Source organism: Burkholderia sp. RS01 (genome assembly GCF_039748055.1).
In the GTDB taxonomy this organism is placed as follows: Bacteria; Actinomycetota; Actinomycetes; order Actinomycetales; family Micrococcaceae; genus Arthrobacter.
Map to the genome: position 1 here is coordinate 37,763 of NZ_JBDLAK010000026.1, position 24,655 is coordinate 62,417.

General features: G+C 66.0%; 27 protein-coding genes. 16 read left to right on the plus strand and 11 right to left on the minus strand.

The genetic code is table 11. The features are described from left to right. The first annotated feature begins 145 nt into the window (after nucleotides 1-145). The 3 genes from ABFP37_RS19695 (at nucleotide 146) to ABFP37_RS19705 (ending at nucleotide 2,642) form a co-directional block, all read left to right on the plus strand. Nucleotides 146-289 (plus strand): hypothetical protein, encoded by a 144-nt coding sequence (locus ABFP37_RS19695; RefSeq protein ID WP_347034648.1) that lies wholly within the window; start codon nucleotides 146-148, stop codon nucleotides 287-289. Nucleotides 290-411: 122 nt separating this feature from the next. Beyond that, nucleotides 412-2,277, plus strand: a complete 1,866-nt coding sequence (locus ABFP37_RS19700; RefSeq protein WP_347034649.1) for a Na+/H+ antiporter — start codon at nucleotides 412-414, stop codon at nucleotides 2,275-2,277. A 146-nt stretch (nucleotides 2,278-2,423) separates the two neighbouring features. Then, nucleotides 2,424-2,642 (plus strand): hypothetical protein, encoded by a 219-nt coding sequence (locus ABFP37_RS19705; protein WP_078028264.1) that lies wholly within the window; start codon nucleotides 2,424-2,426, stop codon nucleotides 2,640-2,642. Between the two features lie 47 nt (nucleotides 2,643-2,689). Here ABFP37_RS19705 and ABFP37_RS19710 read toward each other — a convergent pair whose 3' ends face one another. Beyond that, entirely contained in the window at nucleotides 2,690-3,745 is a 1,056-nt protein-coding gene (locus ABFP37_RS19710) for an LLM class flavin-dependent oxidoreductase (protein WP_347034650.1), read from the minus strand. Nucleotides 3,746-3,869: 124 nt separating this feature from the next. On the opposite strand from ABFP37_RS19710, the gene ABFP37_RS19715 reads away from it, so the two are divergent. Then, nucleotides 3,870-4,169 carry an antibiotic biosynthesis monooxygenase family protein gene (locus ABFP37_RS19715; protein WP_078028266.1) on the plus strand — a complete coding sequence of 100 codons (300 nt, stop codon included), beginning with the start codon at nucleotides 3,870-3,872 and terminating at the stop codon, nucleotides 4,167-4,169. Nucleotides 4,170-4,237: 68 nt separating this feature from the next. Here the strand turns inward: ABFP37_RS19715 and ABFP37_RS19720 are convergent, their stop codons facing one another. Next, nucleotides 4,238-4,573, minus strand: a complete 336-nt coding sequence (locus ABFP37_RS19720; RefSeq protein ID WP_078028267.1) for a hypothetical protein — start codon at nucleotides 4,571-4,573, stop codon at nucleotides 4,238-4,240. Between the two features lie 313 nt (nucleotides 4,574-4,886). On the opposite strand from ABFP37_RS19720, the gene ABFP37_RS19725 reads away from it, so the two are divergent. From ABFP37_RS19725 to ABFP37_RS19735, 3 genes are read left to right on the plus strand one after another with little or no spacing between them, the layout of a single operon-like run. Next, the gene (locus ABFP37_RS19725) at nucleotides 4,887-6,713 is read left to right on the plus strand and encodes an ABC transporter ATP-binding protein (protein WP_078028268.1); all 1,827 of its coding nucleotides are present in this window, start codon (nucleotides 4,887-4,889) and stop codon (nucleotides 6,711-6,713) included. Next, nucleotides 6,710-7,633 (plus strand): NUDIX domain-containing protein, encoded by a 924-nt coding sequence (locus ABFP37_RS19730; RefSeq protein ID WP_347034651.1) that lies wholly within the window; start codon nucleotides 6,710-6,712, stop codon nucleotides 7,631-7,633. The genes ABFP37_RS19725 and ABFP37_RS19730 overlap by 4 nt, the downstream gene beginning before the upstream one ends. A 51-nt stretch (nucleotides 7,634-7,684) precedes the next feature. Beyond that, nucleotides 7,685-8,008, plus strand: a complete 324-nt coding sequence (locus tag ABFP37_RS19735) for a DUF6221 family protein (RefSeq protein WP_078028270.1) — start codon at nucleotides 7,685-7,687, stop codon at nucleotides 8,006-8,008. A 63-nt stretch (nucleotides 8,009-8,071) separates the two neighbouring features. Here ABFP37_RS19735 and ABFP37_RS19740 read toward each other — a convergent pair whose 3' ends face one another. The 3 genes from ABFP37_RS19740 to ABFP37_RS19750 all read right to left on the minus strand — a co-directional run bounded on the left by ABFP37_RS19740 (nucleotide 8,072) and on the right by ABFP37_RS19750 (nucleotide 10,835). Further along, entirely contained in the window at nucleotides 8,072-8,932 is an 861-nt protein-coding gene (locus tag ABFP37_RS19740) for an HNH endonuclease (protein ID WP_078028271.1), read from the minus strand. A gap of 28 nt (nucleotides 8,933-8,960) precedes the next feature. After that, a complete protein-coding gene (locus tag ABFP37_RS19745; protein ID WP_347034652.1) occupies nucleotides 8,961-9,566 on the minus strand; it encodes a DUF1992 domain-containing protein in 606 nt (201 codons plus the stop codon). 732 nt (nucleotides 9,567-10,298) lie between these two features. Beyond that, on the minus strand, nucleotides 10,299-10,835 hold the full coding sequence (locus ABFP37_RS19750; RefSeq protein ID WP_347034663.1) for a GNAT family N-acetyltransferase: 537 nt from the start codon (nucleotides 10,833-10,835) through the stop codon (nucleotides 10,299-10,301). Nucleotides 10,836-10,978: 143 nt separating this feature from the next. Between ABFP37_RS19750 and ABFP37_RS19755 the strand changes: the two genes are divergently transcribed. Continuing rightward, a complete protein-coding gene (locus ABFP37_RS19755; protein WP_347034653.1) occupies nucleotides 10,979-11,620 on the plus strand; it encodes an NAD(P)-binding domain-containing protein in 642 nt (213 codons plus the stop codon). Nucleotides 11,621-11,698: 78 nt separating this feature from the next. Here the strand turns inward: ABFP37_RS19755 and ABFP37_RS19760 are convergent, their stop codons facing one another. Both ABFP37_RS19760 and ABFP37_RS19765 read right to left on the minus strand, forming a co-directional pair. Further along, nucleotides 11,699-11,965 carry a hypothetical protein gene (locus ABFP37_RS19760; protein ID WP_347034654.1) on the minus strand — a complete coding sequence of 89 codons (267 nt, stop codon included), beginning with the start codon at nucleotides 11,963-11,965 and terminating at the stop codon, nucleotides 11,699-11,701. A gap of 496 nt (nucleotides 11,966-12,461) precedes the next feature. Beyond that, nucleotides 12,462-12,677 (minus strand): hypothetical protein, encoded by a 216-nt coding sequence (locus tag ABFP37_RS19765; protein ID WP_347034655.1) that lies wholly within the window; start codon nucleotides 12,675-12,677, stop codon nucleotides 12,462-12,464. A gap of 552 nt (nucleotides 12,678-13,229) precedes the next feature. On the opposite strand from ABFP37_RS19765, the gene ABFP37_RS19770 reads away from it, so the two are divergent. The 3 genes from ABFP37_RS19770 (at nucleotide 13,230) to ABFP37_RS19780 (ending at nucleotide 16,201) form a co-directional block, all read left to right on the plus strand. Continuing rightward, a complete protein-coding gene (locus tag ABFP37_RS19770) occupies nucleotides 13,230-13,949 on the plus strand; it encodes a matrixin family metalloprotease (protein ID WP_260681100.1) in 720 nt (239 codons plus the stop codon). Between the two features lie 50 nt (nucleotides 13,950-13,999). After that, a complete protein-coding gene (locus ABFP37_RS19775) occupies nucleotides 14,000-15,274 on the plus strand; it encodes a pyridoxal phosphate-dependent aminotransferase (protein ID WP_347034656.1) in 1,275 nt (424 codons plus the stop codon). A gap of 99 nt (nucleotides 15,275-15,373) precedes the next feature. Next, nucleotides 15,374-16,201, plus strand: coding sequence for a sulfurtransferase (locus ABFP37_RS19780; RefSeq protein ID WP_347034657.1), 828 nt, complete (start codon nucleotides 15,374-15,376; stop codon nucleotides 16,199-16,201). 124 nt (nucleotides 16,202-16,325) lie between these two features. Here the strand turns inward: ABFP37_RS19780 and ABFP37_RS19785 are convergent, their stop codons facing one another. Beyond that, nucleotides 16,326-17,012, minus strand: a complete 687-nt coding sequence (locus ABFP37_RS19785; protein WP_078028278.1) for a DUF2848 domain-containing protein — start codon at nucleotides 17,010-17,012, stop codon at nucleotides 16,326-16,328. A gap of 138 nt (nucleotides 17,013-17,150) precedes the next feature. Between ABFP37_RS19785 and ABFP37_RS19790 the strand changes: the two genes are divergently transcribed. Next, complete coding sequence (locus ABFP37_RS19790) at nucleotides 17,151-18,542, plus strand: MFS transporter (RefSeq protein ID WP_078028458.1); 1,392 nt, start codon at nucleotides 17,151-17,153, stop codon at nucleotides 18,540-18,542. 7 nt (nucleotides 18,543-18,549) lie between these two features. Here ABFP37_RS19790 and ABFP37_RS19795 read toward each other — a convergent pair whose 3' ends face one another. Then, on the minus strand, nucleotides 18,550-19,206 hold the full coding sequence (locus tag ABFP37_RS19795; RefSeq protein ID WP_078028279.1) for a GntR family transcriptional regulator: 657 nt from the start codon (nucleotides 19,204-19,206) through the stop codon (nucleotides 18,550-18,552). A 32-nt stretch (nucleotides 19,207-19,238) separates the two neighbouring features. Between ABFP37_RS19795 and ABFP37_RS19800 the strand changes: the two genes are divergently transcribed. Next, nucleotides 19,239-20,033 (plus strand): carbon-nitrogen hydrolase family protein, encoded by a 795-nt coding sequence (locus tag ABFP37_RS19800; protein WP_347034658.1) that lies wholly within the window; start codon nucleotides 19,239-19,241, stop codon nucleotides 20,031-20,033. A gap of 92 nt (nucleotides 20,034-20,125) precedes the next feature. Here ABFP37_RS19800 and ABFP37_RS19805 read toward each other — a convergent pair whose 3' ends face one another. Further along, on the minus strand, nucleotides 20,126-20,623 hold the full coding sequence (locus ABFP37_RS19805) for an SRPBCC domain-containing protein (RefSeq protein WP_078028281.1): 498 nt from the start codon (nucleotides 20,621-20,623) through the stop codon (nucleotides 20,126-20,128). A 13-nt stretch (nucleotides 20,624-20,636) separates the two neighbouring features. After that, a complete protein-coding gene (locus ABFP37_RS19810; protein WP_078028282.1) occupies nucleotides 20,637-20,969 on the minus strand; it encodes a helix-turn-helix domain-containing protein in 333 nt (110 codons plus the stop codon). Nucleotides 20,970-21,157: 188 nt separating this feature from the next. On the opposite strand from ABFP37_RS19810, the gene ABFP37_RS19815 reads away from it, so the two are divergent. From ABFP37_RS19815 to ABFP37_RS19825, 3 genes are all read left to right on the plus strand, one after another. After that, a complete protein-coding gene (locus tag ABFP37_RS19815) occupies nucleotides 21,158-22,756 on the plus strand; it encodes a helix-turn-helix domain-containing protein (RefSeq protein ID WP_347034659.1) in 1,599 nt (532 codons plus the stop codon). After that, nucleotides 22,753-23,694 carry a glutaminase gene (locus tag ABFP37_RS19820; RefSeq protein WP_347034660.1) on the plus strand — a complete coding sequence of 314 codons (942 nt, stop codon included), beginning with the start codon at nucleotides 22,753-22,755 and terminating at the stop codon, nucleotides 23,692-23,694. The genes ABFP37_RS19815 and ABFP37_RS19820 overlap by 4 nt, the downstream gene beginning before the upstream one ends. Before the next feature lie 64 nt (nucleotides 23,695-23,758). Beyond that, nucleotides 23,759-24,655 (plus strand): amino acid permease (locus ABFP37_RS19825; protein WP_347034661.1); only part of this gene is annotated, 897 nt, incomplete at its 3' end.

Consider the following 24,655-nt stretch of genomic DNA (forward strand, 5'->3'; position numbering starts at 1 on the left):
CGCAGGCGGAACTCAACTCACAGTCCAACACACAACAAGTTGCACGGCCATAGCGGCTGGAATGTTCTTGACAGTCCACGAAAGCAGGAGCTAGATGAACATTAGGTGATGGCCAACAGCACACAACGGCGGCAGAGGAGCGGTCATGAGTGAATACCCAACGGTGCAGCGGATCCACAGCGAGGCCCCGGCCGAAGGGGACGAATTGGCCGACCCCACTGACATCCGCGTCCATTCCCAGGAGCCTGCCGAAGGCGCCGACATTCCCGATGACGCGAGCGGGAAATAGACCCGCACGCGCGGTGCCATAGCCACGCTTGGGTGAGCCGCCGTCGTCGGGCACGGCCCAGCAACAACACCAGACCGCACCGGCACACTGAACTGAACGAGCCGAGCTGAAAGAATAGCGGCATGGACGTCGCTCTGGGACTGGTGGTGCTGGCGGCTGTGGTGTGCGCAGGCAGCGCGCTCGGCCGGAAAATCAATGTTTCCGTTCCGCTGCTCCTGGTCCTCGCCGGCGTCGCGGGCTCATTCCTGCCGTTCGTTCCGCCACTTGAGCTGAACCCCGAATTGGTGCTTGTGGGGCTGCTTCCCCCGCTCCTGTATGCCGCCGCGCTGCGGACCTCGCTGTTCGACTTCCGCTCCAACGTTCGGACCATCGGACTGCTTTCGGTGGGTTACGTCATCTTTGCCACCATCGCGGTGGGAGCGGTGGTTCATTGGCTTTTCCCGGAAATACCACTCGCTGCGGCCATCGCACTGGGTGCCGTGGTGGCCCCGCCGGATGCCGTGGCCGCCACCGCAATCGCCCGGAAGGTGGGGATGCCGCGCAGGATCGTGAGCATCCTGGAGGGCGAATCACTGGTCAATGACGCCACGGCCCTGGTGTGCCTGCGCGGTGCCATCGCCGCGATTGCAGGAGCAGTCTCCGCGGCGGAGATCGGCGGCGAGTTCCTGTTGGCGGCGGGCGGCGGCCTGGCTGTGGGCCTCGCTGCGGCCTATCTCCTCACGCAGCTCCGCTTGAGAATCCACAATGTTGCGATCAACACGTCGACGTCGCTGATGGCACCTTTCGTGGCCTACCTGCCCGCGGAGGGGATTCACGCCTCCGGGGTGCTGGCCGTGGTGGTCACCGGCCTGATCATGGGCACCAAAGCACCGTCCATGCCCAACGGCGCAGCGCGGCTGAGCCAGCGGAGCAACTGGGACACCGTACAGTTCCTGCTGGAGAATTCGGTGTTCCTGCTCATCGGCCTGCAGGTGCGGACCATCATCGACGGCATCCAGGACGATCCACTGGGCCCGGGACGGATCTGGGCGGGCTGCGCGGTGATTTTGCTGGCCGTGCTGGCGCTCCGGCCGCTCTGGGTGTTTCCCGCCACCTACCTGCCCCGGCTCATTCCCGCCGTATCCCGCAAGGATCCCGCGCCGCCGTGGCAGGACACGGCCATCGTTTCGTGGGCCGGGATGCGCGGCGTGGTGACCCTTGCGGCGGTCTTGACGCTCCCCCAGGACCTGGAGCACCGGTCCGTGCTCATCCTGGCGGCCATGGTGGTGGTGGCGGGCACGCTGGCAATCCAGGGCTTCACCCTTCCGCCGCTGGTGCGGCTGCTCCGCGTGCGGGGCCCGGATCCGCGCGAAGACGCGCTCAGCAAGGCCGCGTTGATGCATCTGGCCACGGCGGCAGGCGTTGAACGGCTGCACGAACTGCGGACTGACAACGATCCTCCGGAGGTCGTGGCCATGCTGAAGCGGCGGACGCAGGAACGCGGACTCGCGGCGTGGGAAAGGTTGGGCCGTCCGACGGCGGAGGCCGCCACTCCCAGCCAGCGCTACGCCTGGCTGCGGCTGGCCATGCTGGACGCTGAACGGGCCCGGGTGCTGGAACTTCGCCGCGGAGGCGAGTACGCCCACGAGGTGCTCAGCGACGTGCTGGAGAGGCTCGACATCGAGGAGTCGATGCTCGATGCCGCCCTTGACGAAGCCGACGTCTCCGGGACGGGAAGGACTCCCCGGCCCGGCGGCGGGTGCGAGCACCTTGAATCGGCACCGGATCCGGCCGTCCCGCAGGACGCCTACTGCCTCGCGTGCGTCCGCGACGGCACCACGACCGTCCACCTCCGGATGTGCTTGGAATGCGGCAACGTGGCCTGCTGTGATTCCTCGCCCGGCACCCACGCGTCAAAGCATTTCGAGGCGACAGGCCATCCCGCCATGCGCAGCATTGAACCGGGCGAGGACTGGCGTTGGTGCTACGTCGACGATTTGCTGGGCTGAAACATTTGCTGGCTGACATACGGCGCGTCCGGATCTAACATGGCCGTAACCCGCCGTTAATCCCGCGGGGCGAGACTTAAGTCTCGGGGTCCAAACGACTGGCCTTTTGCTACTGGGGGCAGCCACTCGATGAGGAGTATCAAGGCATGAACAGTCATGAAAACGGCACGTCCGATACCTTCCACCTGCAACCGCACAGCGAACGGCCGGATCTGAGGAGCCTGCACGTCCGCGAAGACGTGGCGCGCACTGGGCGCTGCGGCAACGTTCATCTGGCTACCGGGCGCACGTGCATCCTGCCCGAGCGCCACGCTGGATCCTGCGATTTTGTCGGCCCCGACGACGCCAAGGGCCTGGTGACTTAGCGGGCCCGGTGACTTAGCGGACCCGGTGACGTGACGGGCCCGGTGGCTCAGTTCGCCGGGACGCCGATTTCCTTGTTCACCGCGGGCATGATTTCGGTGGCCAGCAACTCTATGGAGCGAGCCGTTTCGGCGAACGGGAGGCCGCCTAAACCGATCTGGGCCAGGTACCGGCTGGTGCCGAGGTTCTCATGGATGTCCAGGAGCTTCTCGGTGACCTGTTGGGGGCTGCCCACGAGGAGTCCGCCGCCGGGTTCGGTCCAGTCGTCGAAGGTGGGCCGCGGAAAGTGGTCCACCGGACGGGGCATGTTCTGTTCGAAATAGGCCCGGTAATGGGGGTAGAACGTGTCCCGCGCCTGCTGCGAGGTGGGCGCCACGTAAAAGTGCCCGCCCGCCCCTACCGGAAGGGCGGCGGAATCGTGCCCGGCGTCGGCCGCGCTCTGGCGGTAGAGTTCCACGAGCCGGCGGAACCTGGCCGGTCCGGAGAGCAGGGCGATGAAGAGCGGAAGCCCCAGGCGCCCGGCCCGCGCGAAGCTCGCCGGGGTGCCGCCCACGCCCACCCAGACAGGGAGCTTGTCCTGGACGGGCCGCGGTGCGATGTCCATTCCGGGAATGCTCTGGGTAAGGCTTCCCTGCCAGGTCACCACCGCAGCGTCCCGGAGTTCCAGCAGGAGGCGCAGCTTTTCATCAAAGAGGGCGTCATAGTCGCCAAGCTCGTGGCCGAACAGCGGATACGACTCCACGAAGGCTCCGCGGCCGGCGATGATCTCGGCCCGGCCGTCGGAGATCAGGTCCAGGGTGGCGAACTGTTCGAAGAGGCGCACGGGGTCCTGCGTGGAGAGCACGGTGACTGCGGTGGCGAGCCGAAGGTTCGTGGTTTCCCGGGCAATGGCCGCCAGGACGATCTCCGGGGCGGACAGGGCAAAGTCCCGCCGGTGGTGCTCCCCCAGGCCGAGGAAACTGAGGCCGGCCTGATCAGCCAGCTTGGCTAGCTCGATGATTTCCTTGAGGCGCTGCTGCGGGGACAGCGCCGCGCCGGTGTTGATGTTTCGGGATAGCTCGCCAAAGGTGAAGATGCCAAAGTCCATGTTTTGTTGAACGTTCAAGTAGTGGGTTCCATTCCCCGCCGCCGGGCACGACGGCGGGGCGGCCAGCGATCGGCACTCCCCCGCGTGCGGGTCCGGTCCTAAGATTGTGCTATCTGAGCACGCGCGAAAGGGTGTGAGACCGATGGCAGAGCATTACGCTTCCGGGGTCTGGCAGGTCAAACTTGGCAACGACGACGAGTTTGTGGAGCGGTGGAAGGAGTTCCTGCAGTGGTCACGGGAAAACTACCCGGCCCTGGTGGTGGCGAAACTTCTCCGCGATAGCGGGACGGCCGGGCGCTACATTTCGTTTTCCGAATGGACCGACGAGGCTTCCCGGAACGCGTGGAAGCAGGAACCCGAGTTCAAGGCCCGCATCGGCGCCTGCGTGGCACTGTGCGAGGACATGCGCGGGGCGGATTACGAGCTGGCCGCGACCGTCTAACACTGACCTCCAGCGCCGGGCGCGAGCCCTCGATGCCGTTTCTGACGGCGTGCCCGCCGGCGCCCCATTCAGGGTGCGATCTCGCCGGCCAGCTCCGACGCGGGCCTGAGGATCCAGCGTTCGCCATCCTGTTCGTAGCTGATCACCACGGATGAATTGGTGCTGCTGGCGGCATCCATCGCGAGGAGCAGCGCGTCTTCCATGCGCCGCGCGTGCTCCAGCCGTTCGCCCGTGGTGCCCGCGAGGTCGCTGTTGTCGATCAGGATGGAGGCTTTTCCGTCCGCAATGACCTTGAGTGAGTATCCCTGATCGTCATGGACGGATCCGCGGGAGGTTGCAATTTCCGTGACCCTGTCCGCACGGACCAGGCTCTGGCTGATCGTGCGGATCCACACGTCACCCATTGGAACTCCTTTGCTCGCCATGCGCGGCAGGAACTGCCCACAAGCAAAACGGTAGCCCGTGACGGCCCGAATGTAAGCCCCCAGAAAGCCACTTCCGCACCGTTGGGCGCAGCTCCCCGCTTCTGGTGCCCCGCACCGTGATTCCGGCTGTCTCCGGAGCGGTTCCGCACGGCCTGAAGGTCCGAAACCCCTGCTTTGGTGCACATCCCGCCTCCCCCGCTGCCCCTATCAGCAAGGTTTCTCCAACCTCTGGCAGACCTTTCCCAAAGCTCGGCCAGAGATAGTGAGCGGCACTAGGGATTTGGGGGAAAAGATGTTTCTAACCTTTTGGCGGTTCCGCAGCGCGATCGCAGCCCACGCCGGGGCGATGGGCGGAGGTGCGTTGCTGGTCATTTTCGTTGCCGCAATGGAAGTTGCATTGCCCTGGCCCATGAAAATCATCGTCGACGACGTCCTGCAGCCGTTGGGCCAACCCGCTCAACACGGCACGCCGGACTTCCCGGGGCTGGCCGCGCTCCGGCCCCTTCAGCTGCTCCTCCTTGCCGCAGGGGCGCTGCTCGCCATGACAGTAATGAACGCCGCCGCCGACTATCTGGGGACCCGGTTGCTGAACAGCGTCGGCGAGAAGACCATGGCCACCATCCGTGCCGACGTCTTCGCCCATCTGCAACGGCTGTCCCTGTCATTCCACGACAAACAGCGGCTGGGCGATCTGGTCACACGAACCACCACGGATGTCGACTATGTGCGCGCGCTGATGGTGTCGATGCTTTCGGTACTGCTTCCCAACGTGTTCATCCTGGGTTTCGTCACCACCATTTGCGTGATCGTCGATCCCACATTTGCCCTGATCGGCCTTGCGGTGGCGCCGCTGCTGTTCGTCACGGTGCTGCTCTACCGGCGCCGGATAAAGTCGGCCTCCCGGGAGGCCCGCAGCAAGGACAGCGACATAGCAGCAGCCATGTCCGAGACATTCGCGTCTGTCCGGGTGATGCAGACATATACGAGCGAAGCGCGCCATGAGGACGACTTCCGCACACGCAACAACGGACGGCGGGATGCCGGGCTGAGGGTCATCCGGCTGCAGTCCATGTTCTCGCCCCTGGTTGACGTCATCGCGACCATGGGCACGGTCCTGGTGCTCTGGATCGGCGCCCAACGGGTGCTGGACGGAACCATGACCCTGGGAATGTTGCTTGTATTCCTCGCCTACCTCAAGGCGCTCTATTCACCGATGAAATCGCTGGCGAAACTGACAACCGTGATTAGCCGCGGGCAGGCCAGCGCCGAGCGCATCCAGGAAATCCTGGATACGGCTCCGGCCATCTCCGACAAACCGGGGGCCGCGCCTGCCCCAAGGCTGGCCGGTGCAGTCGAATTGCGCGGAGTCAGCTTCGGTTACCAGGGGGATCGCAATGTCCTCCACGGAATCGACCTCACAGCCGAACCGGGCAGCGTCGTGGCTATCACCGGGCCCACGGGAGCCGGCAAATCGTCCGTCGTCAGTCTGATTCCGCGCCTTTACGACGCAACGCAGGGTGCCGTCCTGCTCGACGGCATGGACGTGAAGGACATGCAGGTCGCCACCGTGCGCAGGCAGATCTCGATGGTGCTGCAGGAGTCCATCCTCTTCCGCGGAACGATCTACGACAACATCGCGTACGGCTCCGAGGGGGCGAGCAGGGAGCAGGTGCTTGCGGCCGCAGAGGCGGCCTACGTGGACGAATTCGTCGGGAAGCTGCCGCTGGGATATGACACGCCGGTAGCGGAGAGGGGCGTAACCCTCTCCGGCGGACAGCGCCAGCGCATCGCCATCGCCCGGGCGCTGGTCCGGGACACACCCATCGTCATCCTCGATGAACCCACATCGGGCCTGGATGCGATCTCGGAGCAGTACGTCATGCGTGGCCTCGAACGGCTGATGGCCGGACGCACGGTCATCGTCATTGCCCACCGGCTTTCGACGCTCAAACGCGCTGACCGGATTTACGTCATGGACCACGGACGGGTGATCGAGAGCGGCCGGCACGGCGAGCTTGTCGCAGCCGGCGGCCTCTACAGCCGCCTGGACCAGCTCCAGCACGCCAAGGACACGCCCGTGCCGGCCTTGGCCCTGGTGCCGACGGAGTCAAGCACATGAGTAAGATCAAGCCCGCCACCTATGGTGCACTGCCGTGGCGCATCGGAAGCAAGGGCGCCCTCGAAGTACTCCTCATTCACCGGCCGGCGCATGGCGACTGGTCCATCCCCAAGGGCAAGGCCGAGCCCGGAGAGTCGGGCCGGGAATGTGCGGCACGGGAAGTACGGGAGGAGACCGGCTTCGACTGCCGTCTCGGCGCGGAACTCCCCAGGATCAGGTACGAGGACAGCAGGAACAGGATCAAGACGATCCGCTACTGGGCTGCAGCCGCAGAGTCGGGCCATTTCCGCGCCAATGCCGAGGTGGACGCGGCGAGGTGGCTCTCCCTCCCCGCAGCCCTGCGCACCGTGACAGAGCCGCGGGACCGGCCCGCCATCGTCGCCCTGGGCACGCAGCTCCACCTGCAGCTCGGAGTGCGTCCCGCGCCCGAGCGGGAAAAGATGCTGTTGCTGGTCCGCGGCGCCCAGGTCACCAAGCGAAGCGAGCGGGAACTTTCGGATGACGTCTGGTCGCCGGGTGAGGAAGTTGAACACGCCGCGCGATCACTCGCCGCGCTGGGCGCGGTTTTCAAAATAGAACGCGTCCTGTCCGCCCCTACGGTCCGCTGTGTCGAGACCGTAGCCGCGCTGGCGCGGCGGGAGTCCCTTGAGGTGGAACGTTCAGACCACCTGACGGGAGGCAGCATCGAAGCTGCCCTCCGCCTCGTTGCGCAGGCCCGCGGGACCGGAACGGTCCTGTGCACGCACGAGGGCGTCATGGAAGGCGTCCTGGACCACCTGATCCGCCATGACCGCACGGTCCTGAACAAGCGGTTCCGCGTCCGGAAAGGATCCGCCTGGGTCCTCACCGGCGATGACAGCCGCTACCACTCCGCCTACTACCTCCCGCTGCCTGCGGCGGACCTCGTCGCCACGCCATAGCCGGGGGCCGGGCGCTATTGCCGGATGATTTCCCGGGCGTAGGCTCACTTTGTGGACATTGTGGAATTTCTGTCCGATCGCATCGCGGAAGATGAGGCGGTTGCGCGCAAGCTCCTCGGTGACCGGACCACCTCCGAAGCGGGCAAGTGGTACGAACGCCGCCTGCTGCTCGAATGCGAGGCCAAAAGAAGGCTCATCGGCATCATCGAAGCCGCCCGGCAGACCGCCCTGGCAACGCTTGTCAGCGACCCGTTCGGCGAGGACACCCATTGGATCCCGGGCGCCCTGGAATGGACCGGGCTGTCCCTGAATGCCCTGGCGCTGCCCTACTCCGACCATCCGGACTTCGAACGGGACTGGCTGTGGTCACCGTGACGGGACAGCCACACCGTGACTAGCCAGTCCCGTGACTAGTCAGCCTCCCCGTGACCCGGCCGGTCACCTGCTGTCGAGGATCCTCTGGGCGGCGGCCTGCGCCTCCAGTTCCTGCGGGGACAAGACCGAGCCTGCAATGTGTCCGGCTCCTGACATCATCGCCCTGAGCTCCGCGGGGGTGTAGGGCACGGGCCGGCGGTGAGCCATGTAGTGGCAGTTCGGGCACAGCGGGACCAGGTCGCCGATGGGGTCCAGCTCGTAGCCGGGCCCCAGCTGGGAGACGGGCGTCAGGTGATGGACGTGGATGAACCCTTCCCCTTCGGGACCGTAGACGGCTTCGAAGGAGAATCCGCAGGCAGCGCAGGACGTGCCGTGGTGTGCCAGGCAGATCCGCCGGGCCTGGGGGCTGCGCTCATACCGGTTCATGCCGACCCGGGTCAGGGCATCCTGCGGTGCAGTCCCGGGCACGGGAAGGATCGGATCGATCCCGTCGGCCGGCAGGCGCTCCGCCCAGATGGCGCGGACCGCCCGTTCCTCCTCCTCCGGGATCCGCCGGCCAGCTGCTTTAACGGTGTTCCACCCGGCCCGCGGTGCCCTTTCAAGGAGGAAGTCCACGGGAATCTGGTCGCCCACCGGAAGCAGGGCGTCAAAGTCGACATCAATGACCGTGCCGGATGCGCCGGTTTGCTCCTCGCGGGCGGGCCGGTAGGGATGCGAAGCGGTAACACCGTGGCCGATCAGTCCGCGGCCTGCCTTACCGACCAGGAGCAGCCAGGCATCCGCACCGGGCAAGACGCTTGCGCTGTTGAGGATCCGCCACGGGCGGCGATGGACCCCGGCCGCGGCGAGCTCGTCGACAACCCTCGAATACTCCGGCCACGTAGTACCGGCGCCCGGGTTCCATCCGAGCAATACAGCCACCATGTCTTTATGGTGCCACCTGCGGGGCCGTTCAGGTGGACCCGCTCCAGAGGTGCCGCCACCACCGGCGGGTGGGTTCCGGCTCAGGCTCCGGCGGGGCAGCAGCGGCCCTGGCTGCCCGCCGCTCCTTCCAGCGCTGCACTTCGGCGTCGGCGTCGCGGGTTTTGGTGATCACGGGCGGACCGCCTTGGAGCTGGCGCCGCGCATCAATCACCCGTGCATTGAAGTCCGCCACCAGGTCCCGCACCTGCTTCTCGGAGTGCTGGGCATCGAGCCTGGAGTCGAGCTCGGCGTCCTCGGTGCGCAGGAGAATTGCCTTCGGCCCCAGCCCGGTGAGGTGTTCACGCTGAATCAGGCCCTTGACCCACCAATCAGGATCGTAGCCCTCCCCCAGCCCAGGAATCGGCTTGCCGGCGTACTTCAGGTTGTCGAACTTCCCCTGCGCCATGGCGTCCCGGATCAGGTACTCAACGCGGGCGGCGTCATCGATTTTCTTGCGTTTCTGCCGGTCTTCCTCCTCGGCCGCGGCAAGCTCCGCATCTTCCTGGGCCGTTCCGCCGGAGGCCAGGACGGCGCGGAGTTCCGCGCCCCGTTCCATCCGCCGTTTGAACTCGCCCGCCGCCCCGCTGCCCATCATCCACCACGCCTTTGCCCGTCTGGAATCCATAAACCCGATTTCCAGTATTCCGCCGGGGGCGTTGCTCTTCAACCGCCCCGGCCCAGCGCGCACCGGGGAAACCGACTGCCGCCGAACGGGACGGCAGGGTACGACGGCGGGAGCCTCCCGCCGTCGTAACCCTGCGTTTGCTTACATCGGGTCAGGCCAGTTTCCGATGGCCGCGCGGACCGGGGCGGCAGGGCCGGGGGCATCCCCGGCGGCAGGTGCGCCGGGACGGGACGGGCCTTCAGCTTCGGGCGTTGCCGGGCCGACGGACACGGGTGAGGCTGGGCCGCCGGGGCCAGGCGCGACCCCGCTGGGCGGCGTGTGCACGGGTTCAGAGGCGGCTGCAAGCTCAGACCTCGGAAGATTCATAGGTACCCTCGCATATCGTCGGCCACTGAAAGCCGGAACCATGGGACTCGTGAACGATGTCCGTGCCGTCATGCGGGCGGGCTGGTGCAGCGCTGCAACCGGCCGGCCCAATTGGCGGCGTCGATCATCGTGGTGCCGGAGAAGCAGACCTGGATTTGCCACTCCGACAGCGACCGTGGCGGCCGTCCCAGCCCAGCGGTGCAGGCCCATCGTGCATGTCCCTGCCCTCACAACCACCCAATGCAATAACACTATGGCCGCCGAGCGGCAGAAGCATCCGTATCAATTACCCGAGTTTTTTCTACGCTGGCTACTTGTCCACTCGGGACCGGCACATCAGTCCAGAATGCGCTGGAAGAGTATGTGGTCCTGCCAGCGGCCGGCAATCCTGAGGTACGACGCGGCGTGGCCGATCTTCTCAAAGCCCGCGCGGGCCAGCACTTTCTGGGAGGCCGCGTTATGGACGAGAGTCCCGGCCTGGACCCGGTGCAGCCCGTAGCCGTCCCGTGCGGAGGCGAGCGCGAACGCCACGGCGGCGGAGGCGATTCCGCGGCCGTTGACCTCCCGGTCCACCCAGTAGCCCAGGTGCGCGCTGAGCAGCGGCCCGCGGACAATGCGGCTCAGGGTGATGTTTCCAACGATTCGGCCACTGCCGTCGACGAGAGCCCACGGGACCGACAGGCCGGAGTCGTACTGGGCGAGCCTGGTCTCGATTTCCTGGTGCTGGCCCGCCACCGTGAAAAAGTCCTCCGGCCTGACCGGCTCCCATGGGGCGAGGTGCTCACGGTTGCGCCGGTACGCCGCCGCCTGGGCGTCCGCATCAGAGGAATGCAGCAGTCTCACGCCGACGTCGCCAACCAGGGAATGCAGCATTGAAGTCACCGGGCGACTCTACTGACCGCACGGGGAGGCTTCAACCGGCGGGGCGGGCGGCAGGGCGGGCGGCGGCGGGATCCGCCGCCGTCCTCCGGCGCAACGCACGAAATATCTGCACCGGCGGCGCTGTTGGCCCGGACATGACAACAATTGGAATCATCGGTGCAGGACACATTGGCAGCCAGGTTGCGCGCAAGGCGGTGCAGCTCGGCTATGACGTGGTCATCAGCAACTCCAGGGGACCGGAAACCCTGGCGGAGCTGGTGGCGGAACTGGGGCCGCGGGCGCGCGCCGCGACGCCGGCCGAAGCGGCAGCGACGGGTGATTTCGCCGTCGTCACCGTCCCGCTCAGGAACTACCGGGACATCCCCGTGGAGCCACTGGCCGGCAAGGTCGTGATCGACACAAACAACTACTACTGGGAGCGCGACGGCCGCTTCCCGGCCCTGGACAGCGGCGAAGCCACCACGTCGGGGCTACTGCAGGAACACCTGCCCGCGTCGAAGGTGGCCAAGGGCTTCAACCACATCATGGCCAGGCAGATCACCACCGACGGCACCCCTGCGGGCACGCCCAACCGCAGGGCGCTGGCCACCGCCAGTGATTACGCGGAAGCGAGCGCCCTGGTGACGAAGCTCTATGACGAGTTCGGCTTCGATACCGTCAACATCGGCCCGCTGTCCGAAAGCTGGCGCGCGGAACGGGACCGCCCCGCCTACGTCGTGCGGCAAAACGCGGCCCAGCTGGCCGAGAACCTCGCCAAAGCGCCGCGCACCACCTGACGGCTGCCCATGCCGGGACACAAGAGGACGACGGCGGGAGGTTCCCGCCGTCGTCCTCTGGAGTTTCTCCGGATGTTGTCAGCTGCCGGTGACGTAGCTTCCCTCGGTGTCGTCCGGGTACCCGCCAGCGAGCGTGACATAGCGTCCCTGGACGCGGTTGCCGTTACCGTGGCCGCCACCGGGAGTGGTGATGTAGGACCCTTCGGTGCGCCCGGCACCGCGGTTGCCGCCGGGCGCCGCGTGGCTGGTCGGCGTCACGTAGCTGCCGCCGCGGGGTGTCCGAAGGATGGTTGCGGCGGCGGTTGCGGCGCTGCGGGGCGTGAATCGTTCAGTCTGCAAAGTCATGGTTTGTTCTCCTCGTTGGTGCCTGCGGTGTGGCAGGTAGGCGGTGGTTTTTGGGCAGGTGTCTCCGGGCCAGCGGGTCCGGGCAAGCGGCGTAGACGGCACGGCGGCATGAACCAGCGGACCCCTGAGGATCGGATGGTAAGGCGGGGGCCGCTGCGACGACGCAGTCGATGTCTCTGGTTTTCCGCGCGGCTCACACATGGAGTGTGGCGGTGGTTGTTACCCACCCGGCGCTTTGAGGAGGGCCGCCTTGGCGAGTCTGAAGCACTCGACCAGGCCGGCGGAGGCGGAAGGGATTCCGCGGATTGCCCGGGCTGAGCCCGGCAGCTCGCTATTGAGCTGGCATGACCAACTATACCCGTTATTTTGACTGACTCAAAATAACGGCCTACCTGCGGTTACGGAGGACGCGGCGGTGTCACATCCTGACGCTGAACTGCCGGAGGCGGCGACAGCGGGAGGTTCCGCCGTCGCCGCCTCCGGAAGGGCTAGCCCGTCACATGTTTTCCGTGCGGGGTTCTTCATCGGGTGCACTGTTCGGTTCTTCGCCGCGCTCCAGGACCTGCCACACGATCACCGATCCGGTGACGGCGGCCGCCAAAATACCGAGGACCAGCCACGCTGTCCTGGAGGCCCGCCCGCCCGACCGGAGTCGCTTCTCCGCGCGGCTAAATGCCTCCCGAGCGTGCACCTTGTTCGCGGCCCTGTTCATTCCTATCTCCACCTTCCGGGATCCTGCCTTTGGGCCAGCTCTGCGGGCCCTTGAAATTACCCAAATAATAACCGGAGAAGGGCAGCTTAGTCCGGAGCCGGCTCCAGATGTCGACAGTCACAGCCAAGGCGGGGGACGACGGCGGGAAGACACCGCCGTCGTCCCCTATGCTGGGGTGGTCCATCACTCAAGATGGCGTGGCAACCAGAGGGACACTGTTGGGGGACACTGTTGCGTTCGACATCTAATTGGCGGGACGATCCGCCTGCAGAGCGTTTGCCGATGACGGACGAGGACCTGCCGCCGGGTGTCCGACGCTCTGCCAGCGGGCGCATTCCGCAGTGGGCAATTGATGAGGCCATGGGGACAGCGGAGGGCGCCGCTCCATGGCGTTCCGAGGCAGCATTTCCTCCGCAGCCGCCAGGGCACGCTTCCCCTCAGATCTGGTATCCGCAGCCTGGTGGCAAAAGGCGTGGCGGAATAGGCGGTGGCAGGAAGTGGGCCATCGCTGCGGGCATTGCACTGCTCGCCAGCCTCTACTCCGTTCCCGCTGTGTTCGAACGTTTCGTGCTCCCGGCGGTCCTGCCCTACCTTCCGGGAGCTCCCGTGCCGCCGCCCGGGTTCGAGGCATCGGACACCCCGCTGGGGCACCCGCCGGGCGGCACCGGCTCCAAGGCCTACGCGCTGCAGGAATCTCCCGACCCCGGCCAGCCGTTCGCCGCCTATGATCCCTGCCGTCCGGTGCATTACGTGGTCCGTCCCTACAATGCGCCGCCGGGCGCCGACCAGCTCATGGAACAGGCCGTCGCCAAGGTTTCGGCTGCCACCGGTCTGCGGTTCGTCTTCGACGGCTACACGTCGGAGGCTCCCCGCGACGAACGGGAGAGCTACCAGCCGGACCGTTACGGCAAGAGGTGGGCGCCGGTCCTCATCGCGTGGTCCACGCCCCAGGAGAGTCCGGACCTGGCCGGGGACGTGGACGGCCTGGGCGGCAGCTCGTACGCGTACACCACCGGGCGCCCTTACGTCCTCGTGGCCGGGCAGGTGGCACTGGACGCTCCCGATCTGACCGAGATGATGCACTGGCCGGACGGACCGGACTATGTGCGCGCAGTGATCATGCATGAACTCGGCCATGTGGTGGGACTGGACCATGTGGACGATCCGACCCAGCTGATGCACCCTGAGGGCACCGACGTCACGGAGTTCGCCGCCGGCGACCTCGCCGGCCTGGCGCTGCTCGGCACGGGTCAGTGCGTCCCGGAGCTGTGACGGAACCGGCCCACGTTGTTTCCGGCAGTGCGGCTATGAAAATATGCCTCATGCGCGCCATGCAGAATTCCAGCCGATTGCAAGATGTCCGGTACGACCTCCGGGGCCCGGTGCAGCATGCCGCGAAGAAGCTGGAAGGGGAGGGCCACAGCATCCTGCGCATGAACCTCGGCGATCCGGCGCCGTTCGGGCTGCACGCCCCCGAGTCCATCGTGGTGGACATGATCCACCATCTGCGCGAGGCGCAGGGGTACAGCGACTCCAAGGGCATCTTCTCCGCCCGGACCGCCATCTCGCAGTACTACCAGACCAAGGGCCTGATGCAGATCGGCGTCGAGGATATCTTCATCGGCAACGGGGTCAGCGAGCTGATCTCCATGACCCTCCAGGCCTTCCTGGAAAACGGCGACGAGGTGCTGATCCCCTCGCCCGATTACCCGCTCTGGACGGCAGCGACGGTCCTCAGCGGCGGCGAAGCCGTGCACTACGCCTGCGACGAGCAGAACAACTGGTGGCCGGACATGGCCGACGTCGAGGCGAAGATCACCGACCGCACCCGTGCCATCGTCATCATCAACCCCAACAACCCGACCGGGGCCGTCTATCCGCGCCACATCCTGGCCGGGTTCGTCGAGATCGCCCGGCGGCACGATCTGGTGCTGTTCTCCGATGAGATCTACGAAAAAATCACGTTTGAGGACGCCCTCCACATCCACACCGCCTCCGTGGCCGGCGACCTGCCCGTGCTGACCTTCTCGGGCCTGTCCAAGGCCTACCGGATGCCTGGCTACCGGGCCGGCTGGGTTGCCGTCACCGGACAGCGCTCGGCCACCGCGGCGTACCGGGAATCCCTCGAACTGCTGGCCTCGCTCCGGCTCTGCCCGAACGTTCCGGCACAGCACGCCATCCAGACGTCACTGGGCGGCTACCAGAGCATCGAAGACCTGATCAAACCCGGCGGCCGGCTGCGCGAACAGCGCGACCTCGCATTGCGGCTGCTCAATGAGATTCCGGGAATCACCTGCGTGCCCGCGGCCGGGGCGATGTACCTGTTCCCGAAGATGGACCCGGAGATGTACCCCTTCGCGGACGATGAGCAGTTCGTGCTTGACCTGCTGCAGGAGCAGAAGATCCTGGTCTCCCACGGCTCGGCGTTCCACTGGCCCTCCCCCGATCACTTCAGGTTCGTCATCCTGCCGCCCGTGGACGAAATCCGGGAGGCCGTACGCCGCATCGCCACCTTCCTGGCCGCCTACCGCGCCCGGGCGGGCCGCACCCGCGCCGCGCAGCCCGCGCCGGTCCTGCCGGACCTGTCACCCCAATAGATTCAGGGCCCCGGAGCGGAACGCCGATTCCCGGACGCTCGGGTTCGTATGTTGAGATGGACATCTCAACATACGGATCCTCGCTTTAGACTCCGGATTATGAGTAATAGCGAGTCGGACTTGCAGCCGTTTGTTGACTGGACCTGGTGCGCGGGCAACTTGGGGCGGTTCGTTCTGGTGGATACCCGCTGGTATCTGGATGGGACCTCGGGAAGGGACGCCTACAACGCTGGTCATATCCCGGATGCCGTCTTCGTCGACATGGATCGGTGGCTCTCGGGGGCGGCTTCGAAGAAAGCCGGGAGGAACCCGCTGCCCGATCCTGAAGTGTTTGCCCAGGGGATGCAGGAAGCCGGAATCAGTGACTCTGACGTCGTGATCGCCTATGACGACGCAGGTGGAGTCATCGCGGCCCGAATGGTGTGGATGCTCCGATCGACGGGCCGCAGCGCCGCGATCCTGAACGGCGGCATCGCCAGTTACCCGGGAGAGCTCGCTACCGAGTCCCGGCAAAGGCTGGAAGGAGACTTCTCAGCCCAGGTCTGGCCTGAAAGCCTGCTTGCCGGTATCGCCGAGGCGTCTTCCGATCAATTCAGGGTCGTGGACGCGAGGAATCGTGACCGCTTCGAGGGGCGCCGAGACCCTGTTGACCCCCGCCCAGGGCACATACCCGGCGCCGTAGATGTCCCCTGCCGCGAGAACCTCGACTCCTCGGGAAGACTGATCCCAGAGGAACAGCTACGCGAGAATTTCGAGCGGGCCGGCATCGTCTCCGCCCAGAACACCATTGCATATTGCGGATCCGGAGTGACCGCCTGCCACAACCTGCTGGTTCTGGAGCAACTCGGAAAAGGCAAAGGCAGACTGTTCGTCGGCGGCTGGTCCCAGTATGGACACGCCACGGACAGGCCTGTCGAAACCGTCTAACCTGGCATCTTCCCGCGGCTGGCTGGCGTGCTGACCGCCGGTCCGGGCACCTCCCCAACGCAGAACGGACGACGGCGGGAACCTCCCGCCGTCGTCCGCTTCCGTTCGCCGCTCAGGGGCCGAATCAGCCGATCGGCTCGGGCATCTGCTCCACCACATACTGGGCATCCACCGAGGCGCCCGTGACGGGATCTGTCATCTCGACCTTCCAGCTGCGGGCGAACTGGTTCACGCCGTGGGTCATGGCCACCGTGCCGGAAATAAGGACGGTTCCGGGCGCGTTCAGCCCGCGTTCCGTGAGGACGTCCAGCCAGTAGTCCGGGGTCAGCAGGGCGGCCAGCGAGCTGTCCTGGATCAGGGTGTCGGCGGTGTCGCCCTCCCCCACCCAGCCCTTCAGCGTGATCTGGTCCAGATGGTCCCGCACGTCGTCCAGGCGCCAGGCCTTCCGCCCCAGCACATCCGGGCTGGCATTCTTGCTCCAGGCCACGCCGTGGACCTCCAGTTCGCGGTCCGTATGGTCGCAGGCGACGGTGAGCAGCACGCCGTCGTCGGTGATCACCATCGCCCACTCGGCCTCGCCGGAAGTTCGTCCATGCTGCACGCTCACTTCCGATACCTGCTGGGCCAGATAGGGGGACACTGGATATAGGGCCGGCGTGGTGGTGGGACCGGGAACGCCAAGTTCAGCCAGTTCGGCAATGTGGGCTTGCACTTCATCCTGCTCCCGCCCTGCGTAGCCCGCGTTCAGGAGGCGCTTTACCTGTACGTCCTTGGTGCTGCCGTCGGGAAGTTCGAAGCTCAGAGTCGTCATGGTGGATCCATCCTTTTGCTGAAAAATTACAAACCGGAAACCTGAAACAGTCGCCAATGTACATCCAGTATGCGTAATGTATACATTTAACGCCAGCGTGACAGGCGTCACCATAAAAGACTCGTGGAGGACAACACCATGGCAAACGTCCCAGTTCCGGCTTCCGGCACTACGCCGCATCCGGACAAGCCGATTCATCCCAAGGGCCTGTTCAAGGCCTTCGCCGCCAGCCTCACGGGCACCGCGCTCGAGTGGTACGACTTCGCCGTCTACTCGGCGGCGGCCGCCGTCGTATTTCCCGTCGTCTTCTTCCCGTCATCCGATCCCCTGACCGGCACCATCCTGGCCTTCTCCACCTACGCGGTGGGCTACGTTTCCCGCCCGGTCGGCGGCATCATCTTCGGCCGGCTCGGGGACCGCATCGGCCGCAAGAAGGTCCTGGTGGCCACCCTGATGATCATCGGTGTGGCCACCGTGCTCATCGGCGTGCTGCCCGGCTACGCGAGCATCGGCATCGCCGCCCCCATCATCCTGGTCCTGCTGCGGTTCGGCCAGGGCGTGGGCGTGGGCGGCGAATGGGGCGGCGCCGTCCTGCTCTCCAGCGAATACGGCGATCCCCACCGGCGCGGCTTCTGGGCCTCTGCGGCCCAGGTGGGTCCGCCGGCAGGCAACCTGCTGGCAAACGGCGCCCTGGCGGTCCTCACGCTGGCACTGACCGAGGAGCAGTTCCTCTCCTTCGGCTGGCGCATCGCGTTCCTGGTATCGGCCCTGCTGGTCGGATTCGGCCTCTGGATCAGGCTCCGGCTCGAAGACACTCCCATCTTCAAGGCCATCCAGGCCCACGGCGAGCAGCCCCACGCCCCGGTCCAGGAGGTCTTCCGCAAAGAGCTCCGTCCGCTGATCGCGGCCATCCTGTGCCGCGTGGGACCGGATGTGCTCTACGCGCTGTTCACCGTCTTCACCCTCACCTACGGCATCCAGACCCTCGGCTACGAACGCAACCAGGTGCTCACCGCCGTCCTGGTCGGCTCCGCGTTCCAGCTGTTCATGATCCCGCTGGCAGGCGCCGTCTCCGACCGCTTCAACCGCCGCCGCGTCTACGGCATCGGCGCCGTGGCGGGCGCCGTCTGGACGTTCATCTTCTTCGGCGTCCTGGGCGGCAACAACGAACCGATGCTGATCGTGGGCATCGTGCTCGGCCTCATGGCCCACTCATTCATGTACGGCCCCCAGGCCGCCTTCATCGTGGAGCAGTTCTCGCCGCGGCTCCGCTCCACCGGCAGCTCACTGGCCTACACGTTCGCCGGCGTAATCGGCGGTGCCATCGCCCCACTGATGTTCACGCTCCTGCTGTCCCAGTTCGGCACCTGGATTCCGGTGGCCATCTACGTCGCCGTGGCCGCCGCCGTCACCCTGGTGGGGCTGGCCCTTGGCCGGGACAACGACACCGTAGAGGACGCGGACTACCGCCTGCTGCTGGAAGGAACCGCCGCAGCACCCCAGCCGTCCGGCGCCGCAGATTCCAAGTGAGCGGGACCTAGGTGCGGAGCAGGATGTCGCGGGTAACGGCCAGATGATGGTCGATGGCCTTCTGCGCCTCCGCCGCGTCTCCGGACACCAGGGCATCGAGGATGTCCTGGTGTTCGGCGCACACCTCCCCGCGCCGGCCGCCGGTGCGGAACAGCGCGGATACGCCCACCAGGATCTGCCGCACATGGAGCTTGCTGTAGGTGCGGGAGATGAGTTCGTTTCCCGCAGCATCAATGAGCTGCTGGTGGAAGAGGGTATCCAGGCGGATGAACTCCCGCGCTGCGTCCGGGCTCAGGGTTTCCGGAAGCTTGGACTGCTGGTCCAGGGTCTCCTGCATCGTCTCGGCCGGGACCCTGCGCTGCTCGATGACCAGGCGGGCGGCGTGGCTTTCGAGGACTCCGCGCAGTTCCATGAGCTCGGACATTTCCCGGCCGGTTATGGGGGGAACATAGGCTCCGCGCTGCGGAATCAGTTCCACCAGGCCGTCCGAGACGAGCAGCAGGAGCGCCTCCCGGACCGGAGTGCGCGAGACGCCGATCTCGGCAGCCAGTTCCTGCTCGTTCAGGAACTTCCCCTGCACCTCCGGGTCAATCAGGATGTTTTCGCGCAGGTACGCGTACGCCTTCTCGCGGCCGGACGCCGCCGTCCCCGAACTTTTTCGCATACATTATGTATACAACAGACTGGAGTAATTCCATGCGTTTAGCAGTGGCCCAAATCATCACCGGAGCCGATCCGGCCGCCAACCTGGAGCTGATTCGAGAATACGCCACGCGCGCCAAAGCCGCCGGAGCCGAGCTGGCCGTATTCCCGGAAGCGGCGATGCGCGCCTTCGGCAACAGTCTGGCGGACATCGCCGAGCCGCTGGACGGACCGTGGGCAACTGCCGTCCGCAGCATCGCCGGCGAGCTGGACATCGCCATCGTGGCGGGGATGTTCACCCCGGGCGACGGCGGCCGTGTGCGGAACACCCTGCTGGTCACCGGCCCGGGCATCGAAACGTCCTACGACAAGATCCACCTCTTTGATGCCTTCGGTTTCGCCGAGTCCGATTCGGTAGATGCCGGCACGTCACCGGTGACCTTTGAACTCAACGGCACGGTGATTGGCCTCGCCACCTGTTACGACGTGCGCTTCCCCGCCCTTTTCACGGCCAACGCCCAAGCCGGGGCCCAGGTCAACATCGTCTGCGCCTCGTGGGGCGCCGGCGAAGGAAAGGCTGAGCAGTGGGACCTGCTGGTCCGGGCCCGTGCCGTGGACAGCACCACGTTTGTGGTGGCCTGCGGCCAGGGCGATCCCGCCAGCATCGGCCTGCCGTCCGCAGGTGCCGCCCCCACCGGGATCGGCCACAGCGCCGTGATCTCCCCGCTCGGCTCCCCGCTGGTTACTTTGGGCGGCGAGCCCGAGCTGGCCGTGATCGACATCGACCCGGCCGTCATTGCGGAAGTTCGCGGAAAACTCCCGGTGCTCGCGAACGCCAGGAGCTTCTAGGCCGGAGGCACACGCAGCAAGCGGACGACGGCGGGAGGTCCCGCCGTCGTCCGCTTGCCTTCCGCGTTCCTACCGCAGGTTCGCCGTGCCGGTCAGGCGCGGGAATGTTCGGCGATCAGGGCGTCGATCTGGCCGGCGGCTTCCTTCATGCCGTCCTCCATGCCCATCTCGATCATCTTGCCCATCTGTTCCTCGGATTCGAACGTGGACAGGACGGTCATCCGGGTGCGGCCGCCGAGGTCCTCAAGCGTGACGGTCGCATGCGTGGTGCCCATGGCCTCGACCGGAGCGCCGTCGTCGTCGGCGAAACCGTCGTCAAATTCGAGGCGGCGCGGAGCCTCGATGGCGGTGATGCGCCACCAGCCGCCGGCCTTCTCGCCCTCGGGGCCGGTCATGTAGTAGCTGGCCTCTCCGCCCGGGGTGAATTCGTGTTTCACGAACGTGGCCGGCCAGGTGGGCGGGCCCCACCAGCGCTCAAGCTGCCGCGGGTCTTCCCAGACCTGCCAGACCCGCTCGACGTCGGCGTCGAACTCGGCCACAAGGGTGAAGCTGAGCGTCTCTGCGCTCTTCGTGGAACTGATAACCGTCATTGCCGGACCCTTCCTATTCTTCAGCGAGGATGTCAGCGATCCGCTCGGCGCGCTGCCGCCAGATCGCCTCGTACTCGTCAAGCAGCCGCCGGGCTTTCTGCAGTCCTTCACGGCTGCCCCGCACGATCTGCTCCCTTCCGCGCTTTTCCTTGGTGACCAGGGAAGCGCGCTCCAACACCGCCACGTGCTTCTGGACGGCGGCAAAACTCATGGCGTAGAGGGACGCCAGGCCGGACACCGAATACTCCTCCACCGCCACCCGGCGCATGATGTCCCGCCGGGTGGTGTCCGCGAACGCCTGGAAGAGGCGGTCGAGTTCGGCATCGCTAAGCTGATCTACAACCATTTGGTTGTAGATTATGGCCGCGCGGGAAGGGTGTCAATCCCCGCCCGCCCGTACTGGTGCGCATTGGTTCCGGGACCGAAAACGGAGGGCTGGTTTTAGGCTGGGATCCATACATTCCGGGATTTACTGTCGATAGCATTGGGTGACCGGACAGAGCCGTCCGGACGGGTATCAACGCAAGGAAGCCCATGGCCGCAGCTACAGTGGACGACATCCTGTCGGATCTCCCTCTGGGTTTCGCCAGCCTCATTCTTCGACCGGACCGCGCCGAAACGCCTATCGAACGCTTTCTGATCGTTGACGCCGACGACGAGACGTCCGACGGCGGGGCCGCGTTTGTCCTGCTCATCGGGGTCCGCGGACGCTCCGCTTTGCCGGCGCTGCGGCGCCTTCTGAAAAACCCTCCGCTGGTGCTGGCCGTCAAGGGCGGCCCCGGCGAACTGGGGGAAGCCGAAGAGCTGCTCCGGGCTGCCGGAACCGGTCTCCTGCTGGTGGATCCGGCCGCGGACTGGGACCGGCTGCTGTCCATCGCCAAGGACCGGATCACGCCGCGCAGCTACCAGAGCGAAGTCCTGACGCTGCTGGAGGAGGACCTGTTCGCCATCGCGCAGACCACGGCCCGCCTGACCTCGAGCCATGTGGTGATCGAGGATGCCGCCAACAAGGTCCTGGCCTACTCCACGGTGACGAATGACATCGACGAGCTCCGCAAGGCATCGATCCTTGCGCGCCGCGGTCCGCGGAAATACGAGCTGCTCCTCAAGGATCTTGGCGCCTACCGCGAACTGCACCGGACCCGCCTGCCGGTCAGGGTTCCGGCCCGGCCGCAGGACGGGCTGAGGGAGCGCGTCGCCATCACCCTGTTCGCCGGCGACCGCATCATGGGGTACATCTGGCTGCAGGAAACCGGGGACGGCTTCGGCGCGGACGTCGACTACGTCCTGACCGGATCGGCCGCTCGGGTGTCAGCCGAGCTGATCCGCCACCGCAACCAGCAGTCGGTGCACATGCGCCAGGACCGCATTGCGCGGATCCTTTCGGGCCCGGCGGAGGCCGCCGCAAGTGCGCATAGCGAGAAGATCCCCGCGGACCGTCCTTCGGCACTGATCCTGCTGGGAATGTCTGCCGCTGAGGCCCAGCACGACGATGCGGCCCTCAAACATGGTGAGCTCGCCAACCTGGCGTCAATCCATGCGGCAGCCTACAAACCGTCAGCCATAGTGGGGCAGTTCAACGGCGACACCGCCGTCATCATCCCGGCGCTCCAGTCCGCCAACGCCGAGGCCGGAATTCGTAGCCTCGCCGAAGCGATCGTCCGGGACGCCGGGAGGCATCTGGGTGTCAGTCCTTTCGCCGCAGTGGGACCAATCGCCCCGGATCTGCTCTCGATTCATTCCGTGACCGCCAAAACGGAGGCACTGCTCGGCAGCATGCGGCGGTCAGGCACCGCTGCCGTGGCCACCGTGGACGACTTCGAGGTGGACATCCTCCTTCACGAAGCACTTCAGAGCTTCACCGCCTCGGCTTTTCGCCACCGCAGCCTCTGGGCCCTCCTCCGCGACGACGGCGAACTGGCCGAAACCCTGCTGGCGTATTTCGAGGCGTCGCTGGATGTGGCCGAATGCTCAAAGCGGATGAAACTGCACAAGAACACCGTCTACTACCGGATCAGCAAGGCCAGCCGCGTTACCGGCCTGAACTTCAGCGATCCCCACCACTCATTGGTCGCCCTCCTTCATATCCAGGAGTGGGCCGGCAAGCATAAGGAGCACCTGGGCAAGAAATGATGACAGCACTCGATTCGCCGCCTCTTAACCTGGTCCTGGACGAGATCGTCCGCAACCACCGGCCCCGAAGTGAAGCAGGATCAGTTCCCGCCAGCATCCCGCACCTGTCAGCGCCGCCGTTCGACCGTTTCGGGATTGCGGTGGCCACCACGTCCGGGGACGTGTTCAGTTCCGGCGACGCCGACCTGCCCTTCTCGATCCAGAGCATCTCGAAGGTCTTCACCCTGGCCATGGCGCTCCGCGCCGACGATCCCGGTGCGCTCTGGACCCGCGTACTTCGTGAGCCGTCAGGGACATCGTTCAACTCCCTGGTGCAGCTTGAAGTGGAGCACGGGATCCCCCGGAACCCGTTCATCAACTCGGGTGCCCTGGTGGTGACCGACCACGTGATGGGGAAGTTCGCTGACTCTGCAGGGCATGTCCTGCGGTTCCTCCGCGGGCAGGCGGGGGAGCTCAGTGGCCGGGGACCGTTCATCGATGAGGTGGCGGCGGAGAACGAGCTGGCCAACAGCAGCCGCAATCTGGCCCTGGCCCACTTCCTGAAGAACTTCGGCAACCTGCACCGGCCCGCCGAGGCCGTGGTGGAGAACTACGTCCGGCAGTGCTCCATCATGATGAGCTGCGTCGAGGTGGCGAAGGCCGGCCTGTTCCTTGCCAGCGGCGGGCACGGAGCAACCGGCCCTGTCGTCTCCCGGAGCGAGGCAAAGCGCATCGGGTCCATCATGCTCACCTGCGGTATGTACGACGCCGCCGGTGAGTTCGCCTACCGCGTCGGTCTTCCCGGCAAAAGCGGGGTGGGCGGCGGAATCCTGGTAATCGTCCCCGGCGAGTGCTCCATCTGCGTCTGGAGCCCGCGGCTGGACGCCAAGGGCAATTCCCTGGCGGGCTCGGCGGCCCTCGCTGATCTGTCCGACCGCACCGGATGGTCTGTTTTCTAGATCCGGTCCCTGCACTTTCCTGTTCCACCCCAGTTAGATCTTCAACCGGTCGAAAGGATCACCCATGTCCAACAACCCCAATGACGAGGTTGCCCAGCACGAGGCCGACGGCGGCCACGCCCACGCTTCGGATTCTCTCCTTCACGCCGAAGACAAGGGCTACCACAAGAGCCTGAAACCGCGGCAGATCCAGATGATCGCGATCGGCGGCGCCATCGGCACCGGCCTGTTCCTCGGCGCCGGCGGCCGGCTCAACGCAGCCGGCCCCTCCCTCGTCATCGCCTACGCCGTCTGCGGCTTCTTCGCCTTCCTGATCCTCCGCGCCCTCGGCGAACTCATCCTGCACCGCCCGTCATCCGGCTCGTTCGTCTCCTACGCCCGGGAATTCTTCGGCGAGAAGGCCGCCTTCGTCGCCGGCTGGTTCTACTGGATCAACTGGGCCACCACCACCATCGTGGACATCACCGCCGCCGCCCTCTACATGAACTTCTTCGGCAAATACGTCCCCTGGATGGCCGACGTCCCGCAATGGGCCTGGGCCCTGACCGCCCTGATCGTCGTCCTGGGCCTGAACCTCGTCTCCGTGAAGGTCTTCGGCGAAATGGAATTCTGGTTCGCCATCATCAAAGTCGCCGCCCTCGTCGCGTTCCTCCTCATCGGCACCTACTTCGTCATCTTCGGCACCCCCGTGGACGGCCAGGAAGTCGGCCTCAGCCTCATCACCGACAACGGCGGGATCTTCCCCAACGGCATCCTGCCCATGATCATCCTGATGCAGGGCGTGCTCTTCGCCTACGCCTCCATCGAACTGGTCGGCACCGCCGCCGGCGAAACCGAAAACCCCGAAAAGATCATGCCCAAGGCCATCAACTCCGTGGTCTTCCGCATCGCCGTGTTCTACGTCGGCTCCGTCATCCTCCTGGCCCTGCTGCTGCCCTACACCACCTACCAGAAGGGCGTC